Source organism: Brevundimonas sp. EYE_349 (assembly GCF_023147505.1).
Lineage (GTDB): Bacteria > Pseudomonadota > Alphaproteobacteria > Caulobacterales > Caulobacteraceae > Brevundimonas.
This window is the reverse complement of the sequence record NZ_JAHXPB010000001.1, coordinates 1-15,504: the sequence shown is the minus strand read 5'-3', so window position 1 is coordinate 15,504 and position 15,504 is coordinate 1. Positions and strand designations below refer to the sequence as shown.

At 64.2% G+C, this 15,504-nt stretch carries 18 protein-coding genes, 2 tRNA genes and 2 pseudogenes; 6 read left to right on the top strand and 16 right to left on the bottom strand.

Features of this window, described 5'->3' with window-relative positions:
* Positions 1-108 precede the first annotated feature (108 nt).
* From KZX42_RS00105 to KZX42_RS00095, 3 genes are all read left to right on the top strand, one after another.
* Complete coding sequence (locus KZX42_RS00105; RefSeq protein ID WP_248117225.1) at positions 109-702, top strand: HD family hydrolase; 594 nt, start codon at positions 109-111, stop codon at positions 700-702.
* 4 nt (positions 703-706) lie between these two features.
* Positions 707-1,639, top strand: a complete 933-nt coding sequence (locus KZX42_RS00100) for an NAD regulator (protein ID WP_248115937.1) — start codon at positions 707-709, stop codon at positions 1,637-1,639.
* 87 nt (positions 1,640-1,726) lie between these two features.
* Positions 1,727-1,816 (top strand) — tRNA-Ser (locus KZX42_RS00095).
* A gap of 61 nt (positions 1,817-1,877) precedes the next feature.
* Here KZX42_RS00095 and KZX42_RS00090 read toward each other — a convergent pair.
* On the bottom strand, positions 1,878-2,438 hold the full coding sequence (locus KZX42_RS00090; RefSeq protein ID WP_248115934.1) for a DUF6680 family protein: 561 nt from the start codon (positions 2,436-2,438) through the stop codon (positions 1,878-1,880).
* A 550-nt stretch (positions 2,439-2,988) separates the two neighbouring features.
* Between KZX42_RS00090 and KZX42_RS17170 the strand changes: the two are divergent.
* Positions 2,989-3,216: pseudogene (locus KZX42_RS17170) on the top strand (transposase); the annotation flags it as partial.
* Between the two features lie 147 nt (positions 3,217-3,363).
* On the opposite strand, the gene rplL reads toward KZX42_RS17170, so the two are convergent.
* The 6 genes from rplL to KZX42_RS00055 all read right to left on the bottom strand — a co-directional run bounded on the left by rplL (position 3,364) and on the right by KZX42_RS00055 (position 7,572).
* On the bottom strand, positions 3,364-3,747 hold the full coding sequence (rplL, locus tag KZX42_RS00080; protein ID WP_055754823.1) for a 50S ribosomal protein L7/L12: 384 nt from the start codon (positions 3,745-3,747) through the stop codon (positions 3,364-3,366).
* Between the two features lie 62 nt (positions 3,748-3,809).
* Positions 3,810-4,325 carry a 50S ribosomal protein L10 gene (gene rplJ / locus KZX42_RS00075; RefSeq protein ID WP_248115932.1) on the bottom strand — a complete coding sequence of 172 codons (516 nt, stop codon included), beginning with the start codon at positions 4,323-4,325 and terminating at the stop codon, positions 3,810-3,812.
* A 432-nt stretch (positions 4,326-4,757) separates the two neighbouring features.
* Positions 4,758-5,333, bottom strand: coding sequence for a DUF2059 domain-containing protein (locus tag KZX42_RS00070; RefSeq protein WP_248115930.1), 576 nt, complete (start codon positions 5,331-5,333; stop codon positions 4,758-4,760).
* A gap of 69 nt (positions 5,334-5,402) precedes the next feature.
* Complete coding sequence (locus tag KZX42_RS00065; RefSeq protein WP_248115928.1) at positions 5,403-5,855, bottom strand: NUDIX hydrolase; 453 nt, start codon at positions 5,853-5,855, stop codon at positions 5,403-5,405.
* Positions 5,856-5,994: 139 nt separating this feature from the next.
* On the bottom strand, positions 5,995-7,074 hold the full coding sequence (locus KZX42_RS00060; RefSeq protein WP_248115925.1) for an AI-2E family transporter: 1,080 nt from the start codon (positions 7,072-7,074) through the stop codon (positions 5,995-5,997).
* 81 nt (positions 7,075-7,155) lie between these two features.
* Positions 7,156-7,572, bottom strand: coding sequence for a helix-turn-helix domain-containing protein (locus KZX42_RS00055; protein WP_248115923.1), 417 nt, complete (start codon positions 7,570-7,572; stop codon positions 7,156-7,158).
* Positions 7,573-7,625: 53 nt separating this feature from the next.
* On the opposite strand from KZX42_RS00055, the gene KZX42_RS00050 reads away from it, so the two are divergent.
* On the top strand, positions 7,626-8,234 hold the full coding sequence (locus KZX42_RS00050; RefSeq protein WP_248115921.1) for an NAD(P)-dependent oxidoreductase: 609 nt from the start codon (positions 7,626-7,628) through the stop codon (positions 8,232-8,234).
* Positions 8,235-8,322: 88 nt separating this feature from the next.
* Here KZX42_RS00050 and rplA read toward each other — a convergent pair whose 3' ends face one another.
* Both rplA and rplK read right to left on the bottom strand, forming a co-directional pair.
* Positions 8,323-9,012 carry a 50S ribosomal protein L1 gene (gene rplA / locus KZX42_RS00045; RefSeq protein ID WP_087119346.1) on the bottom strand — a complete coding sequence of 230 codons (690 nt, stop codon included), beginning with the start codon at positions 9,010-9,012 and terminating at the stop codon, positions 8,323-8,325.
* Positions 9,013-9,015: 3 nt separating this feature from the next.
* Entirely contained in the window at positions 9,016-9,447 is a 432-nt protein-coding gene (gene rplK, locus KZX42_RS00040) for a 50S ribosomal protein L11 (protein WP_087119347.1), read from the bottom strand.
* A 216-nt stretch (positions 9,448-9,663) separates the two neighbouring features.
* Here rplK and KZX42_RS00035 point away from each other — a divergent pair, with 216 nt between their 5' ends.
* Entirely contained in the window at positions 9,664-10,134 is a 471-nt protein-coding gene (locus tag KZX42_RS00035; protein ID WP_248115919.1) for a DUF1203 domain-containing protein, read from the top strand.
* Positions 10,135-10,205: 71 nt separating this feature from the next.
* Here the strand turns inward: KZX42_RS00035 and nusG are convergent, their stop codons facing one another.
* The 7 genes and pseudogenes from nusG to tuf form a co-directional block, all read right to left on the bottom strand.
* The gene (gene nusG, locus KZX42_RS00030) at positions 10,206-10,781 is read right to left on the bottom strand and encodes a transcription termination/antitermination protein NusG (protein WP_017506694.1); all 576 of its coding nucleotides are present in this window, start codon (positions 10,779-10,781) and stop codon (positions 10,206-10,208) included.
* Positions 10,782-10,794: 13 nt separating this feature from the next.
* Entirely contained in the window at positions 10,795-11,094 is a 300-nt protein-coding gene (gene secE, locus KZX42_RS00025) for a preprotein translocase subunit SecE (protein ID WP_248115917.1), read from the bottom strand.
* A gap of 70 nt (positions 11,095-11,164) precedes the next feature.
* Positions 11,165-11,240 (bottom strand) — tRNA-Trp (locus KZX42_RS00020).
* Positions 11,241-11,349: 109 nt separating this feature from the next.
* The gene (locus KZX42_RS00015) at positions 11,350-12,684 is read right to left on the bottom strand and encodes a hemolysin family protein (RefSeq protein ID WP_248115914.1); all 1,335 of its coding nucleotides are present in this window, start codon (positions 12,682-12,684) and stop codon (positions 11,350-11,352) included.
* Between the two features lie 96 nt (positions 12,685-12,780).
* Positions 12,781-12,915, bottom strand: coding sequence for a hypothetical protein (locus KZX42_RS17165; RefSeq protein WP_282438735.1), 135 nt, complete (start codon positions 12,913-12,915; stop codon positions 12,781-12,783).
* A 105-nt stretch (positions 12,916-13,020) separates the two neighbouring features.
* A complete protein-coding gene (locus KZX42_RS00010) occupies positions 13,021-15,036 on the bottom strand; it encodes a DUF3857 domain-containing protein (protein ID WP_248115912.1) in 2,016 nt (671 codons plus the stop codon).
* A gap of 123 nt (positions 15,037-15,159) precedes the next feature.
* Positions 15,160-15,504 (bottom strand): annotated as a pseudogene (tuf, locus tag KZX42_RS00005) (elongation factor Tu); the annotation flags it as partial.

The window sequence follows — 15,504 nt, the reverse complement described above, 5'->3', positions numbered from 1 at the left end:
CTTGATCCCGGCGCGTCTTTGCGCCACCTGACCGTCCCGTAAGCGATCAGGACACGTCCCTTGGCCGAGCGCCCCCCCAAGAAGAACGCCCCCCGGGCCTGGCAACGCATGCTGTCGGGCCGCCGCCTGGACCTGCTCGACCCCTCGCCCTTCGATATCGAGATCGAGGACATCGCCCACGGCCTGGCTCGTGTCGCACGCTGGAATGGCCAAACCATCGGCGAACACGCCTTTTCGGTCGCTCAGCACAGCGTGGTGGTCGAGGAGATCGCGGCGCACATCAAGCCAGGCCTGGACCCGAAATGGCGCCTCGCCGCCCTGCTGCACGACGCCTCCGAATATGTGATCGGCGACATGATCTCGCCCTTCAAAGCCGCGCTGGGCTCGGGCTACAAGGATTTCGAGGCCAAGCTGGAGGCCGCAATCCACCTGCGCTACGGCCTGCCGCCCAAGACGCCGCAGACCATCAAGACCCTGATCAAGAAGGCCGACAAGGCCTGCGCCTTCTTCGAAGCAACGCAGTTGGCCGGTTTCACCGAAAAGGAATCCCTGGGCTTCTTCGGCAGCCCGCCCGCCGGCTACAGCCTGGTGATCGAGCCGCAGCCCGCCCCTGTCGCCCAAGCGCGCTATCTGGAGCGTTATCGCGTCCTGGCCGGAGCGGTCGGCCTGATCGCCGCCGATGACGCCTGGCACACGGAATAAGACCATGACCCAAGGGGCGGAGGACGGCGTTCGCATCGGTCTGTCGGCGGTCGTCATGACGCTCCAGGCCCGGCAGGCCGTCGTCCTGACCACCCCGGCCGAGGACGGCGCCCGCGCCCTGCCCTTCGGGCCCTTCGACCCCGCCCGCGATCGCACGTTCGAGAGAGCCCTGCGCGATTTCGTGACCGCCCAGACCGGGTTTCGCCTGGGCTTCGTCGAGCAACTCTACACCTTCGGCGACGCCGGCCGCGCCTCGCCGCGCGCCACACCGGGACCGGGCCGCCATCGCGAGGTCTCGGTCGGCTATTTGGCCCTGACGCCCGACGCCGCCGAAGGCCAGACTCACGATGCGCGCTGGGACGCCGTTTTCGACCATTTTCCTTGGGAGGATCGCCGCCTCCCGGCGCGGCCCGATCTTGGCGAACGCTTGATCGCCTGGGCCGACGGCGACGAAGCGCGCCTGACCCGCGCACGCAGCCTGTTCGCCCTGACGCCCGATCACCGCTGGAACGAGGAGCGGGTGCTGGAACGCTACGAACTGCTCTACGAGGCGCGCCTGGTGTCGGAGGCGTGGCGCGACGCGGGCCAGCCCGCGCCTACGTCCCTGCCCGGTCGCCCCATGGCGTCCGACCACCGCCGCATCCTGGCCACCGCGCTCGGCCGCCTGCGCAGCAAGCTGAAATACCGGCCCGTCCTGTTCGACCTGACCCCCGGTCTGTTCACCCTGTCGCAGTTGCAGGCCGGGGCCGAAGCCGTATCGGGCCTTGGCCTGCACAAGCAGAACTTCCGCCGCGGGGTCGAACGCACGGGCCTGGTCGAACCGACCGGACAGATGTCCTCCGCGACGGGCGGCCGCCCCGCCGAACTGTTTCGATTCAAGGGCGTGGACGACCAGACCGGCGCCGCGCCCGGCCTGTCCCTGCCGGCGCAAAGATAGCGTCGGATTTCTTTCACAGACCGCTTGCGAACCGCAGCGGCTCCGATTAGAGAAGCCCCTCGCTCGACCAAGCGATATCGGCGCCGCGGAGAGGTGGCAGAGTGGTCGAATGTACCGCACTCGAAATGCGGCGTGCCTGGAAGGGTACCGTGGGTTCGAATCCCACCCTCTCCGCCATTTCCTATTGATTAATTTGACGAACTAGCCCCGCACCGGGGGCTACCCATCAATGGGAAAATCACCCTATCGAGCGCGGATCATTATTCGCGGATGGCTCGTAGGATCGTGATCTGACGATCACATCCATCTGTTCGACTTCGTGTGCTCGGCCCAGAAGCTCGGGATAATAGAACGAGTCGACGTCCGTAGCTGATATCTGCGCATCCAACCCTAAATCCTGAATCATGGCTGAGATGATCAAAAGGTGCCGCTCCACAAGAGTGCCTTGATTGAACGGCTTTGCATTAGCCGCGGCCATGAAGCGCGTGAACGCCTCACGCACTTTAGGGCTCGCGGAGAATACCGTCGGAATAGAGTTCAGAGCGGCGACCGACTGCGCATATGCGATCGTGGCGCGATATTGAATGAGTGTTTCGAGCACCGCCATCTTGCGTGACCGCGCATCGCTTTCCTTCCGCCTCTCTTCAGCAAATCGAGCGACCGCATATGGAACGCGCCATGCTGCTGTTGCGCTCGCTGCGGCCGCAAGGAATGAGAGGCCGGCCGCGACCACAGCCAGTTCTTGGGGTGTCATCGTGTATTCGCCTTTGCAATGCGCCGAGAAGGCGGTGGCGACCATAACTGTGCCGGTGATGGTTCATCGAGCTCATGGGTGCACCCCTGAAGCGAAGATGCGCGACCGAGACACGAAATGCGAGTCAGATACGACAAAGCCCGTCCCCTTACGGTGACGGGCTTTCTTATGTCATCCTGACCATGGGCGTAGAAACCCGGACTGAAGATAGGTCGCGATCCGTAGGCGCGGAAAGCCGACGGAATGCGGAGCTTGGCAGCTCTCGCAACGGTAGAGGCTGGCGCCTCTGACCGACCGACATCCTATTTCGGGAGGCTGGCGCCATACAATACCCTCGAGGGAGAATCGTCAGGCCTGTCTCTTCAGCAGGTTTATACCCTCCCGATACCAAGCGGTCCCTTGGTGATGGCCTTAGAAAGCCTGAACCTGAAGAGCAGACCTATGACACACGCTGTAGCCCTGACGGGCCATTGGAGCGGCCTAAGAGCCGTTCCGAGCACCTTACGCACCCAAGCCACCGCAGACGCCTAGCGATCGGCCTGGAGCGGCTGGGCGGCCTCTATGAGACCATATCCCAGCGAGCGGCCGGGCACGGGATCATCGGCGAGGGCTCAATGAAGTGTTCTGGATCGCTCGGATGGGGACTGCCTGGCGAAACCTGCATAGCCACTTCGGCGCCTGGAATTCAGTTTATCGCCAGTTCAGGCTTTGGACGCAGACGGAGCTCTGTGATGTGATGCTGCAGGCGTCGAACGTGAACGGCGAAGGTCGCGCCAGCACGAAGATGATCGATTCCACCATCATCCCCCGACCGCAAGGCTGAGATGACGCAAGGCGCGACGCCTCGCTTCACCGGCAGCCGTCTAGTCCCCCAATCGGCCTCAAGCAGCGCTGCGCGCAGCAGGTCAAACAAAAAGGCCCGGCGGTTTCCCGCCGGGCCTTTCCGATATCAGCAGAGCTGAGATCCAGATTACTTGATCTGGACCTTGGCGCCGGCTTCCGTCAGCTTCTTGGCGACTTCGTCGGCGGCTTGCTTGGAGACGTTCTCGACGACGTTCTGCGGAGCGCCTTCGACCAGGTCCTTGGCTTCCTTCAGACCCAGGTCCGAACGGACGCCGCGGACTTCCTTGATCACGTTGATCTTCTTGTCGCCGCCGTCGACCAGGACGACGGTGAATTCGGTTTGCTCTTCGGCGGCTTCAGCCGGAGCGCCGCCGCCGGCGGCCGGGGCAGCCATGGCGACCGGAGCAGCGGCGCTGACGCCCCACTTTTCTTCCAGCAGCTTGGAGAGTTCAGCGGCTTCCAGAACGGTAAGCGCGGACAGGTCTTCGACGATCTTGGCGAGGTCGGCCATTGTCAGTTTTCCTTCGGAGGATGAGGTTTAGAGAGTGATGCAGAGATGAAAGGCGGGGCCGCTTACGCGGCTTCCTTGGTGGCGTAGGCGTTGAACACGCGGGCCAGCTGACCGGCGGGTGCTTGCAGCACGCCGGCGATACGGGTCGCAGGCGCGTTGAGCAGGCCGATGAGTTGACCGCGAACCTCGTCGAGCGTCGGGAGCTTGGAAAGAACTTCCACGCCCTTAACGTCAACGACGGTTTCGCCCATGAAGCCGCCGATGATCTTGAAGCGATCATTGGCCTTGGCGAACTCGGTAGCGACCTTGGCGGCCGTACCGGGGTTCTCGGAGTAGGCGATGCCCACCGGGCCCTTGAACAGGCCGTGGTAGTCGCTGCCTTCTTCGGCTTCGAGCGCCTTCAGCGCCAGGCGGTTCTTGACCACCTTGAACGCGCCGCCTTCTTTGCGAAGGCGACCACGCAGGTCTTCCATTTCCGCAACGGTCAGACCCAGGTTGTGGGTCACGACCACGCTGCCGGCCTCGGCGAACACGCCCTTCAGCGTTTCGATAGACTCGGCTTTTTGAGCGCGATCCATTGCGGTCTCCAGTCTTGGTATTCGCCGCCAGGCTTATTCCCGACGACGGATTGGCCAAAGCGCGCCGCATCGCTGCGAAACGTTCGGGCCGGTCGTATTGTCCGAAGGATGCGTCTGACGGCGTCCGGCCCGGATTGCGGGCTGACATCGGCAAGGTCGCGTCCCCATCTCCCCACGGCGTCAGAGGGCTCTCTGACAGTTACGGCCTGGGTGACCCCCACGCCCCGAAGTTCTCGGACAGGACCGTCAGAAGATGAACCTCCGACGGGAAGCGGCGCTCTTACAGCGGCGCCGACAGGAAATCAAGGCGCGGATCGCGATGGCCATGTACGGGCGATCATCCAGCCCTGCGCCGAGTTTGTGCGTCTGGCGTTTCGGGCGGCGGGCGTCGAGCGACAGGGGCGTCTTCCACCATCACCCGGAACCGGACGATCAGCGCCTGGACTTGGCCGCCGTCGCCGTGTCTTCGCCGCAGTCGAACCGGGCGCAGTATTTGCTTTCGAACTCCGCCAGAAAGGCCTCGCCCACACTGGCCTTGACGTCCTGCAGGGCGACGCTCAGGGCCACGGTCTTGGCGGCGACGGCGCGACCGGCGGCGCTGCGATAGAAGTCGATCTGGGCCCTCAGTTCCTCTTCGGTGTAGATTGTGGCGTAGGTGGGCGCCATGTCATCCATGATCCGCACGATCATGCGCGACGCCATCGTCGGCATGTTGGCCCGCACCCAGGCGCCCTCTTCGCTGTCCTTGCCATCGACCTTGCCCATCTGCTCCATGATGGCGCGCTCGAACTCCTTGGCGAAGTTCGGACCGACCGACAGGCCGATCAGTTCGCGCGCCAGCTCGCTGCGACGCGCCACGGCCGCATCGTATGGCGCCGGCTCGACGCGCGTGACGACGACGGTCTCATTCTGCGATCGCGCCTGAGCCTGCGCTTGCGCCCCGGTGATCGCTGCGGTCGCGGCCAGGCCGAGCGCCAGCCCCAGCGCGAGATGTGTTCGAATAGTCATGACAGCCTCCCGCCCGTCTTATCGCGGGCGCGCAGCCGGGCTGACCAGCGAAAATCGACCGGCGGTTGTCTAATCGTCCACGGGCGTGGCGTCGAAGTCGCGGATCAGCGTGGCCAGGTCTGGCTCCTGAACCAGGCTCGCGGCCTCGTTCAGGCTCATCCAGCGGCGTTCACGCTGGTGCGCCTCGGGCCAGGCGCCCATCTGGATCAGCACCTCCAGCGGATAGACCGACACCACGCATTGGCGCACCCCGCCGTCCTTCGTCCCCTTTGCGTAGCGGAAGACGCCGATGGACTGGCTGTCGATGTCGCCCTTGACCCCCGCCTCCTCCATCGCCTCCTGTGCGGCGGCCTCGGGATCGGTTTTGCCGACCATCCGCCCGCCCTTGGGTATGACCCAACGTCGGGTCTCGCGCGAGGTGATCATCAGAATGCGCCGCTGGCCGTTCTCCAGCCGCCAGGGCAAGGCCGCCACCTGACGAGTCTCGGACCGAGCCGTGCGTTTGGAGCCGGAGCGCGCCAAGATCAGGCCTTGCCGCCGCGCGGATTGGATCGGTCTTTTGGGGTCACGTCCTTGCTCCTCGACGACGGCGGCCGTTCGGCGCGCTCTCGAAACGGGATCGCACCGGCTGCGTCAAGTTGTCAGCGCACGGACGACCGGATTATTTCTCCCCCGGCGCCCTGGCGTCGGGGTCGCCCAGCACGTCCTGGCGATACAGCATGGTCACGATGGTATGCAGCACCAGGGCCAGCGGAGTGGCGAACAGCACCCCTAGCGGACCAAACAGGGTTCCGATCCCGACCACGGCGAAAATTCCCAGCACGACCGGCAGATTGGCCACATTCTTCTGCACCAACGGCGTGATGAAGTTGCTCTCCAACTGCGAGATGACGATGTGAACCACCACGGCCAGAACCGCCGTGTGCCAGCCTTGGGTCGCCCCCACCAGCACAGAGGGAATGGTCGAGACGATCGGCCCGACGATGGGCACGAACTGCGCCAGGCCCGTCAGCAGCCCCAGACCCAGGGCCGACGGCACGCCGATGATGGCCAGACCGATCCCGGTCAGGGTGCCGACCAGCACCATCGAGAACACTTGCGCCTTCAGCCAGCCCTTCAGCGCCTTGCCGCAACTGTTCAACACCTGGCGCAGCCGTTGGCGGCGGTCCAGCGGAAAGACCGACAACAGCCCCTCGCGCGACTTGGCCGGCTCAATGGCCAGGAAGACGCCCGCCACCAGAACCAGCACCATGGTCGTTAAGCCGCCCGCCATGCCGATGGCGAACTTCTGCGCGAACTGCAGCGCCTCGCCTGCCCGGCTACCCAGATTCTGAAGCTGCTCGAATACCTGGGCGGCATAGGGCTGGGCCTCGATCCAGGTCTGCACCTGCGCCCAGCCAACCGGGATGATGGCCGCCAGCGTGGTCACCTGCTCGGAAATCTGCGCGCCGAACAGCGTCAGGACGCCCGCCAGCACGCCGATGACGATCAGCATGGACAGGAAGACCGCCAGCGGATCGGGGAGTTTCAGAAACCGCACCAGCGGATCGGCCAGCGCCCGCAGGATCACCGCCACGACAATGGCGCCAAAGATCAATAGCCACAGGGTCTTCAGCGAGACGACCAGTTGCACGGAGAAATAGGCCGAGACCAGGACGATGGCCGCGAACGCCAGACGCCCCTTCCACGGATCATGATCGCCCGACGCCGCACCGCTCCTGGATTTTCCGAAACCAAACATGTCGCCCCCTTTATGGTCGCGACAGGAACGCAGGCGGAGCGTGGCCGTTCGCCCGCGGCGATAAAAAAGCGCAGAGGCCGCTCAGTGGGTCTCTGTGGGTCTCCGGTCATAGTCGGCCTGGGCCGCCGCCACCTCGGGCATCCGGGTCTCGGCCCAGTCGATCATCGACTGCATGGCGGCCATCAGCGTCATTCCCAGCGGCGTCACCGCATAGGTCACAGACACCGGCACGGAAGCGACGACCGACCGTGACACCAGCCCGTCCCGCTCGAGCGACTTCAGCGTCTGGCTCAGCATCTTCTGCGACACCCCGTCCACCCGCTGCTTAAGCGCGTTGAACCGGATGGGCCCCTGCCCCAGCACGATCAGGACCAGGGTGCTCCACTTGTCCGCGATACGGTCCAGCAGTTGCCGGGTCGGGCAATCGGCGGCGAACACGTCCCCGCGCATCCAGGTTTCATCCAGGTGACCAGGTGAGGAAAAGGTGCCGTCTTGCATGGTCGAGCTCCATACCGCACCTGGTATCCATTGGAAACCCAAAGGAGCCTTCCATGAAAGTCGCAGTCCTCGGCGCCAGCGGCCGCGCCGGATCCGAAATCACCAAGGAACTGGCCTCTCGCGGCCATTCGGTCACGGCCATCGCTCGCAAGCCCGACGCCATTCCCGCCGCCTCCGGCATCACCCCCATCGCCGGCGACGCCTCCGATCCGGCCGCCCTGATCGCCCTGATCAAGGGGTCGGACGCCGTCATCAGCGCCCTGCACTTCGATGTCCCCGCCGAAACCCTGCTTGGCGCGCTTAAGACCGCCGGCGTCCCACGGCTGCTCGTCACCGGCGGGGCGGCCAGCCTGGAGGTCGCGCCTGGCGTCCTGCTGTTCGACACGCCCGAGTTTCCGGCGGAGTGGAAGCCCATCGCCAAGGGCGGCATCGATTTCCTGGCCCACCTGCGTCACGAGAAAGAGATAGACTGGACCTTCTTCTCGCCCGCAGCCCTGATCGAGGAAGGCCCCCGCATCGGCGCCTATCGCACCGGTGGCGACCAGCTGATCGTGGATGACAAGGGCGACAGCCGGATCAGCTTCGCAGACTACGCCATCGCCATGGTCGACGAACTGGAGCAGCACCGCCACAGCCGCGCCCGCTTCACCGCCGCCTACTGACCATGACAAAGGCCCCGGAGATCGCTCTCCGGGGCCTTCATCTTTTCGGCCTAGCGCGACGCGCGACGCGCGGCGCGGCTTGAGCCTATCAGGCGCCCAACGAGGCCGGGTCGACCTTGAAGCCCGGACCCATCGTCGAGGACAGGCTGATGCGCTTCACATAGGTGCCCTTGGCGCCCGACGGCTTGGCGCGGACCAGAGCGTCCACGATGGCCTTGACGTTGGCTTCCAGGGCGTCCTGGGTGAAGGACACCTTGCCGATGCCGGCGTGGACGATGCCCGCCTTCTCGACGCGGAACTCCACGGCGCCGCCCTTGGCGTCCTTGACGGCCTGGGCCACGTTCGGGGTCACGGTGCCGACCTTGGGGTTCGGCATCAGGCCGCGCGGGCCCAGCACCTTACCCAGACGACCGACCAGGGCCATCATGTCCGGCGACGCGATCACGCGGTCGAACTCCATGAAGCCGCCGGCGATCTTCTCGTACAGATCTTCAGCGCCGACGTGTTCGGCGCCGGCTGCGGTGGCTTCGGCGGCCTTGGCGTCCTTGGCGAAGACGGCGACGCGGACGTCACGGCCCGTGCCCGACGGCAGGTTCACCACGCCGCGGACCTGCTGGTCGGCGTGACGGGGATCGACGCCCAGGTTGACGGCGATTTCCAGGGATTCGTCGAACTTCGACTTGGCGTTTTCCTTGGCCAGCTTGATGGCGTCGGTGAACGGCAGCAGGTCTTGGGTGACGCCGGTGCGGGCCTTTTGAGCCTTGGTTTGCTTAGCCATGGATTAGCCCTCCACCACTTCCAGGCCCATCGCGCGGGCGGAGCCTTCAATGATCTTGGCCGCCGCGTCGAGGTCGTTGGCGTTCAGATCCTTCATCTTCTTCTCGGCGATTTCGCGCAGTTGCGTCTGCGTGATCTTGCCGGCGACTTCACGGCCGACCAGCTTGGAGCCCGACTTCAGGCCGGTGGCCTGCTTCAGGTACCAGGTCGCCGGGGGCGTCTTGGTGATGAAGGTGAACGACTTGTCCTGATAGACGGTGATGACAGTCGGAAGCGGGGTGCCCTTGGCTTCCTTCTCGGTGCGCGCGTTGAACTCCTTGCAGAAGCCCATGATGTTCACGCCGCGTTGACCCAGGGCCGGGCCGATCGGGGGCGAAGGCGTGGCCGAACCGGCCGGCACTTGCAGCTTGATATAGCCGAGAATCTTCTTGGCCATTGGTCTCTCCTATGAATGACCCGGCGAACGAACGCAGGGCCGGTGAGCCGTGGTCCGGCATGGCTGCCTCCCACGGATTTGCCGCTCCGCAGGCCAGGGCCCGCCGAGCGAAGGCGCGCGTGTAACAGAGGGGGGCGGGAAAGGCAAACAGGACCGGAAACCGCCAGACGCTGGGCGACGCCTGCCGCTAGCTCGCGCTTCAACCGGAGCATGCCCATGACCTACCTCATCCGCCCCCTGCCCCTCGCAGCGTTTAAACCGCTGTTCCAGATGAGCGACGACGCCCTCATCGCTCTCGGCGCTCGCCGCATGACCGCGCAAACGACGCACAGTTGTCCCTGCCGTGTCAGCCTTATGGACGCCGATCCGGGCGATCTCCTACTGTTGGCGAACGTCCGCCACCTGGACGCCCCGTCCAGCCCCTATCGCGCAGAGGGGCCGGTGCTCGTGCGCGAGACAGCGGTCCAGGCCAGCCCGACTCCGGGCGAACTGCCCGACCAGTTGACCCGTCGTCTCCTGTCGGTCCGAAACTATGATGCGAACTGGATGATGACCGACGCAGACGTGGTGGAGGGCGTCGACTTGGCGGCCTGGTTGCGGGCCGGATTCGCCCGTCCCCAAACGTCCGTCATCCATATCCACACTGCGCGCCGGGGCTGCTATCTGGCCGCCGCCGTGCGCGCCTGATCCCGCCGGAAAACAAAAAGGGCCGCCCGGCAATCCGGAGCGGCCCCTCAATCCTGTATCGGAGGCAGACCTCAGCCCGCGACCTTCTCCACCTGGGCGTATTCCAGTTCGACCGGCGTGGCGCGACCGAAGATCGACACGGCGACGCGCAGGCGGGCGTGTTCCTCGTCCACGCTCTCGACCGAGCCGTCGAAGCTGGCGAACGGGCCGTCGATGACCTTGACCTTCTCGCCGATGTCGAAGCGGATGGTGGGCTTGGGACGCTCGACGCCCTCTTCCACGGCGCCGATGATGTTCTGGACCTCACGTTCCGAGACCGGCAGGGGCTTGGTGCCGCCCGCCGCGCCCAGGAAGCCGGTGACCTTCGGCGTGTTCTTGACCAGGTGATAGGCCTGGTCCGTCATCTCCATCTTCACCAGCACATAGCCTGGGAAGAATTTGCGTTCCGAGTTCACCTTGCGGCCACGACGGATCTCGACGACGTCCTCGGTCGGAACCAGGATTTCGGAGAAGGCGTCTTCCAGGCCCTGCTGCTTGGCCTGATCGCGCAGTTGCTCGGCGACCTTCTTTTCGAAGTTCGAATAGGCGTTGACGATGTACCACTTGTGGCGCGGATTGGCGGGCTTTGCGGGCGCTGCATCGGTCATGGGCGCGTCTTTCTCAGGATCCGAGAGCGATGATGTAGCGGAAGGCGTAACCCAGGCCGGTGTCCACGATCCAGAAGAAGATCGAGGCGATCAGCACCATGATGAAGACCATCACCGAGGTGATCCAGGTCTCCTTGCGGCTGGGCCATACAATCTTACGGCCCTCGGCGCGGACCTGGCCGATGAATTGACCAGGGCTGGTGCGGGGCTTCTTGGGCTCGGGCGAATCGACCGTGATGGCGGCGGCGGCTGCAGCGGCCTGGGGCTTTGCAGTGCCTTGCGGCCGCTTGCCGGGAGTTTTGGCCTTGGCCATCAGTTGCTCTTCACACAATTGTTCCTGTCGCCCCAGATGGGAAGTCCCATCCGGAAGCGACAGGGGGGATTGGCAGGAGTTGGGGGACTCGAACCCACGACCCCCGGTTTTGGAGACCGGTGCTCTACCAGCTGAGCTAAACTCCTAGACAATCGCGCGAACCGTCCGGCCCGCGCGTTCGCCAGAGGGGGGCGTATGCCCCACACCGCCCGCCTTTTCAAGGGCGATGTGAGGCTATCCCCGCCAATGCGACAGCTAGTCTTCCAGATGGGCCGCCACGGCGTCGCGCTCGTCCTCGGCCTTGATCAGTTCCTTGAAGATCAGCTTGTCGATTCGGCGGTCGTCCATGTCCACGACCTCCACTTCGAATCGCCCGACCTGCAGGACTTCCCCCTCGTCCGGCACGCGCGAGATCTGATGTAGAATCAGGCCGGCGACGGTGTGGAAGCCGTCGTGCTCGCCGAAATCCTCGCCCAGGGTGTCGGCCAGATCGTCCAGGTCCGTCTGACCGTCCACCAGCCAGCTGCCGTCGGCGCGTTGATGAATCCAGGCCTGCTCCTCGTCATGCCCCTCGTCGAAGTCGCCGGCGATCATCTCCAGGATGTCGGTAGCGGTCACCACGCCTTCGAAGGCGCCGTATTCGTCGACGATGAACGCCATGTGGACCCGCGACCCCTTCAGAATCTCCAGCGCCTTAAGCACCGAGGTCGACTGCGGAATGAAGGCGGGCTCGGCGACCAGCGGCTCGACATCGATCTTGCCCGTGGTCAACAGGGCGTCCAGCAGGTCCTTCTTGTGGACCAGACCCAGCGGGTTATCGACGTCGTTCTCGCGCGCCACAACGATGCGCGAATAGGGGCAGGTGCGAATTTCCTCGCGAACCACGTCTTCGGGGTCGTCCAGGGCGATCCAGAACACTTCGTGACGCGGCGTCATTGCCACCCGCACCGGACGATCGCCCAGGCGCATGATCTCCTCGATCATCTCCTGCTCTTCCGGCTCGATCAGGCCGGCCGAAGTGCCTTCGGCCAGGATGGTGGCGACCTCTTCCTGTGTCACGTCCGAGCCGTCGCGATCCTTGACGCCCAGCAGCTTCAATATGCCCGAGGTCGAGGCGGTCAGCAGCAGGACGAACGGCTTCAGCACGATCGCCAGGCCGGAGATCGGCCCGGCCATCTTGGAGGCCACCGTCTCGGGGAAGATCAGCGCTAGGCGCTTGGGCACCAGTTCGCCGATGATCAGCGACACATAGGTGATGCACACGACCACCACGGCCGTGGCGAAGAATTCCGTATAGGCGGCCAGCGCCGGGAAGGCGACTTCAAGGATCCGATCCAGTTCCCCCGCGATGGTCGCCTGGCCATAGGCTCCCGCCAGAATGCCGATCAGGGTGATGCCGACCTGCACGGCCGACAGGAACTGCGTCGGCTCCTCCGACAGCTTCAGCGCCGCCCGGGCTCCCCGATCTCCTCTTTCCGCCCGCGCCTGGAGTTTTGACCGTCGGGAGGAAACGACCGCCAATTCGGTCATGGCGAACAGGCCGTTGAGCACCACCAGGAGCAGAACGACGGCAATAGCGATGAGTAACATCTAGGGGTTTTTGGAGACCAGCGCGGCGCAACATTCGGCGTCCGCGGCGCTACATTAGGGCAGGAAGGCGGCCAGCGCCACGTTTTCCTTCGCCCTTCAGCTCGTCCGCCCCGCCTCGACCGAACCATAAGGCCCAGAAACGGGCCGCCCGCCCGCATCATACTGGGTCGCACAGGCGCTCATGCCGATCACGGTGCCGATGAAAAGACCCAGTCGAATGGCGCGTCGCATGTGGTTACCGAAAAGTTAACATCCTTTCGAAGCCAAACGCCAAAATCTCGTGGCTCACAACCCCCGACATCCGTAGGGCGAGCAAGTTGGCCAGCTTTTTCGCCGTTAAGCGGAGAGTATCCGAAGAAGGACCAATACCCCGACAACGCCGCCAACGACCAACCAGCTACGCCAGGTGGTCTCGCCACCATCTGCTCCTTTCAGGCGACCGTTGCGGGTATCCAGGACGAAGCTCACGCCGTTAAAAGCTCGGATCTTCCGCAGGAATGCAAAATAGTCCTGAGCGTGCTCCACTGGGACGACGCTTTTGGCGACATCGACCTCGATAAGGTGTCGCGCGCGGGCGCTGTCCAAACATTCAAACTTCGAAAACCCCCTGACCCCAGGTCCCGTAAACGCCTTTTCCCAAGGTGTAACATGCGGCTTTATGGGAAAGTTGAAGGTTCGCTCGGTGCGCACGATACGAGGTGCGCCGATGTGAATCGGCTGATCGCGCCGCGCGCGCTCGGTGGCGGTGAGCGTGGGCCCGACCACGTCGTCCACGGATTCGAAGCGCACGCCCGTATCGTCGCCATCGTTCACGACGAAGGGGCGGCTCACACTGTAATGTTCGATCAGTTCGATTTCATTGGCGTTGCGATCATCGGTCCACGTCAACGGGTGAAGCTCGGACAGTTCGCCGTAGTTATTTTCCAGTCCTTCGCGCAGCCGACGACTTACGCTCTCGAACCCTTCGTTCTCGCCCCATCGGCGCATGTCGTCGGCGCGCCAGCTTCGATAGACGCTTCTGAGCTTTAACTCCGCCGGATCGGCCGCCATCCGCTTGAACGTCCACGCCTCGAAAACCTCAAGCACCACCTTTTTCCCTGGCTCTGGAATCGCATCGAGCGATGCGTTTTCGGTCAAGGGCAAAGCCCATCCACCGCCCGCCTGAGTAATGCTGTCGGCGGTTCCCGCTTGGGGGGCCATCGTCGCGTCCAGCCATCTGACACGCCCATCCACCTCAGCGCGCACGATGCAATGGTCGAAGGCCGTCGCATTGGGCAAGGCCTCTTTCAACCCACGTCCGGTGACAGTGTTTACAAGTGCTGGACACGCCTCGACGCCTAGTCGACGCAGGATCACGGTCAGGAGGTATGAGGCGTCTTTGCAGTCTCCATAGCGACTGGCCCAGATGTCTGAAATGGCTCTTGGTTTGAACCCGCCAGCGCCTATCCCAACCGAATGATAGCGGAGCAGTCTCTGTACGAAACGCAACGCTTCGACCATTCGGTCTTCTCCGCGCGGATAACGTGCGGCCAGCTCTGTGATCGCCGCATCCAGCTGCGTCGGCAAGATCGCGGGCGGCGAATAGAAGTCGCGGAACAGATCGGCGATGTCTGACCAGACCAGACGATCGCCGATGTGCACTTCCGTATGGCCGATCCACCACCCAGGCGTATCGAGATCGTAGACATGCCGCGCCACGTCGAACGTATGCCAACGCCATTGGCGCACGTCCCCTTCGATCGTCTCTTCCAGGTCTGGCGGCGCACAATGACTGCAGTGGACCAGAATGCGATTGACGGGGGCCTTGACGCGACACTCCACCTCTAAAAGAGGAGCCGCCCACTGCAGGCTCTGGCGACGGCTGAACCGCCCGGCCAGCACAGGATTGGCCCCGACGATGGTGTAGCATGTCTCGACGATATCGCCGATGCGAACATCGGGAATAATCATATGAGCCGTCAGACGACCGTCATAGATCGCCCGCTCGAGGTTCAACTCCCGGCGCAAGAGCTCGAAAGCCGCCGGACTGGCCGCCTCCCGTCGAACGCCTTCCCTCAGCACGCTTGCCGTGTGTACGATCACACGCTCGAAGGCTGGATCGAACACGATCTCGAAACTGGCTGTTGGCTGAAGACCATCGCTGCCTGTCACCTGCTGCACTAGCCGAGAACTGAAGGCTGGAACGGGTCCGGTCAGGTCGCTCAAGCTTTCCAACAGGATATAACAGACGCCACGCTCGCTCAGCGCGAAGGGATCGCGCCCCCGCAGATCGACCGGCCTAGCCCCAAAACCATGTCCCGGCGGCGCGAACGTCACCAGTTCGCCTTTCGCGACTTCTCCCTCAAACGCCATCTGTGATCGCCCTCCGATCACACTATGGCGTGTCTCGCCGCAAAGCAAAAGCGGCCCCCGGATCGCTCCGGGGGCCGCTCTGTACGCTACTCGGTCAGCCGGTGGGCTGGGTGGTGTCGTCGATTACTCGACGATCTTGGCCACGACGCCGGCGCCGACGGTGCGGCCGCCTTCACGGATGGCGAAGCGCAGGCCCTGGTCCATCGCGATCGGCGTGATCAGCTCGACGCTCAGCTCGGCGTTGTCGCCGGGCATGATCATCTCGACGCCTTCCTTCAGGTGCACGATGCCGGTCACGTCCGTCGTGCGGAAGTAGAACTGCGGACGATAGTTGGTGAAGAACGGCGTATGGCGGCCGCCTTCTTCCTTCGTCAGGATGTAGGCTTCGGCCTGGAACTTGGTGTGCGGGGTGATCGAACCCGGCTTGCACAGAACCTGACCGCGCTCGACGTCTTCGCGCTTGGTGCC

Coding starts and splice junctions, on each gene's coding strand:
- KZX42_RS00105 (WP_248117225.1), top strand. CDS start 109: ATGCTGTCGGGCCGCCGCCTGGACCTGCTCGACCCCTCGCCCTTCGAT.
- KZX42_RS00100 (WP_248115937.1), top strand. CDS start 707: ATGACCCAAGGGGCGGAGGACGGCGTTCGCATCGGTCTGTCGGCGGTC.
- KZX42_RS00090 (WP_248115934.1), bottom strand. CDS start 2,438: ATGGTCGCCACCGCCTTCTCGGCGCATTGCAAAGGCGAATACACGATG.
- rplL (WP_055754823.1), bottom strand. CDS start 3,747: ATGGCCGACCTCGCCAAGATCGTCGAAGACCTGTCCGCGCTTACCGTT.
- rplJ (WP_248115932.1), bottom strand. CDS start 4,325: ATGGATCGCGCTCAAAAAGCCGAGTCTATCGAAACGCTGAAGGGCGTG.
- KZX42_RS00070 (WP_248115930.1), bottom strand. CDS start 5,333: ATGACTATTCGAACACATCTCGCGCTGGGGCTGGCGCTCGGCCTGGCC.
- KZX42_RS00060 (WP_248115925.1), bottom strand. CDS start 7,074: ATGTTTGGTTTCGGAAAATCCAGGAGCGGTGCGGCGTCGGGCGATCAT.
- KZX42_RS00055 (WP_248115923.1), bottom strand. CDS start 7,572: ATGCAAGACGGCACCTTTTCCTCACCTGGTCACCTGGATGAAACCTGG.
- KZX42_RS00050 (WP_248115921.1), top strand. CDS start 7,626: ATGAAAGTCGCAGTCCTCGGCGCCAGCGGCCGCGCCGGATCCGAAATC.
- rplA (WP_087119346.1), bottom strand. CDS start 9,012: ATGGCTAAGCAAACCAAGGCTCAAAAGGCCCGCACCGGCGTCACCCAA.
- rplK (WP_087119347.1), bottom strand. CDS start 9,447: ATGGCCAAGAAGATTCTCGGCTATATCAAGCTGCAAGTGCCGGCCGGT.
- KZX42_RS00035 (WP_248115919.1), top strand. CDS start 9,664: ATGACCTACCTCATCCGCCCCCTGCCCCTCGCAGCGTTTAAACCGCTG.
- nusG (WP_017506694.1), bottom strand. CDS start 10,781: ATGACCGATGCAGCGCCCGCAAAGCCCGCCAATCCGCGCCACAAGTGG.
- secE (WP_248115917.1), bottom strand. CDS start 11,094: ATGGCCAAGGCCAAAACTCCCGGCAAGCGGCCGCAAGGCACTGCAAAG.
- KZX42_RS00015 (WP_248115914.1), bottom strand. CDS start 12,684: ATGTTACTCATCGCTATTGCCGTCGTTCTGCTCCTGGTGGTGCTCAAC.
- KZX42_RS17165 (WP_282438735.1), bottom strand. CDS start 12,915: ATGCGACGCGCCATTCGACTGGGTCTTTTCATCGGCACCGTGATCGGC.
- KZX42_RS00010 (WP_248115912.1), bottom strand. CDS start 15,036: ATGGCGTTTGAGGGAGAAGTCGCGAAAGGCGAACTGGTGACGTTCGCG.